Genomic DNA, 1,343 nt, shown 5'->3' on the forward strand with positions numbered 1-1,343 from the left:
CAGGTTCCAGGAAGCCTTTGCAACGCATCGTTGGCGTGCACAAAACGTTTCCATCAGGAAGCCGAATTGAAAGGTTGCCTTCATGCGCCGCGACGAACTCACGTGCATACATGCGACGCCCGACCTCGCACATCAACGTTCGTTCGTTTGGAAAATGACTCATTAGCTAACTCCCAACTCGCGAACAATTGACTCCACGGCAACCACTGCCTGATCGATTTCGACTTGCGTCGTAAAAATGCCAGGACTGAAACGCACGGTTCCTCCGAACGGAGTCGAGCCTATTTTTTCGTGGATCAGCGGAGCACAATGCAAGCCTGTACGGCACTCGATTTCGAACTGGCTGTCGAGCAGCATGCCAGCCGTTTGGCAATCAAGTCCTTCAATGTTGAAAGAGATCGTGGGCGTCTGCACTTCGGCCGGACCGTAAGTGATGACTCCCGCGATTTGCCGAAGTCGATCGGCCAGCTGTTGGCTGAGGACCGAAAGCGAGCTGCCCTGTTCTGAATCCGCCGCGGAATTGCCAGTTGGCGGTTGCCAGTTTAAAGCCGCCTTCAGTCCGGCAATTCCCGGGACGTTGAGGTTTCCCGATTCGAACTTTTGCGGCATCGCTTGCGGCTGTTCGATCTCGTTGCCAGTCGAACCGGTGCCACCGAAGCGGAGCGGAGAACAATCGTCAGCGACCGTGCCGTCGACGTACAGGAATCCAGTCCCCAGCGGTCCGAGAAGAGCTTTATGTCCGGGAGCCGCCAGAAATTGACACTGGATTTGTTGCACGTCGATTGGGTGATGGCCAATCGTTTGGGCCGCGTCGACCAGAAAGGCGACCTCTTTTGAGCGACAGATGTGTCCGGCTTCCTTCACTGGTTGAAGCACTCCGGTGACGTTGCTGGCGTGTGTGAGGCAAACCATTTTCGTGTTCGGCTGGCAAGCCACTTCGATGTCGCGAGCATCAACAACGCCGTGTTCGTCACAACCGACAACGGTCAGTTCGACTCCGTGGTGGTGTTGCAGATTCCAAAGCGGTCTGAGCACCGAAGTGTGGTCAGCCGAAGACGCGATCGCGTGGTCTCCCGGTTTAAGATATCCGAGGATTGCTGTGGACAGGGCGTCGGTTCCACTGAATGCGAAAGCGACTTCGTTTGCAGATTCCGCGTTGATCCTGTCGGCGATGGCCGTTCGAGTCTGAGCCAACAGACGTTGCAGATCGTTGGCTCGTTGGTATCGCCCTCGCCCTGCTGAAACGGCGTATTCGCGGTTGGCTCGATCGATCGCAGCGTAAACCGGTTCCGGTTTGGGAAAGCTGGTCGCTGCGTTGTCGAGATAGATCGGCACGGCGTTGG

General features: G+C 56.4%; 2 protein-coding genes. Both read right to left on the bottom strand.

What is annotated here, in order from left to right:
- Window positions 1-163, bottom strand: a 163-nt coding sequence (locus RC85_RS29145) for a class II aldolase/adducin family protein (RefSeq protein WP_202907973.1), incomplete at its 3' end; no start/stop codon positions are given.
- Window positions 163-1,343: aminotransferase class V-fold PLP-dependent enzyme (locus RC85_RS25840; protein ID WP_157594111.1), on the bottom strand; the 1,181-nt coding region annotated here is incomplete at its 5' end. The genes RC85_RS29145 and RC85_RS25840, both read right to left, overlap by 1 nt.

The organism is Rubripirellula obstinata (assembly GCF_001642955.1).
In the GTDB taxonomy this organism is placed as follows: domain Bacteria; phylum Planctomycetota; class Planctomycetia; order Pirellulales; family Pirellulaceae; genus Rubripirellula; species Rubripirellula obstinata.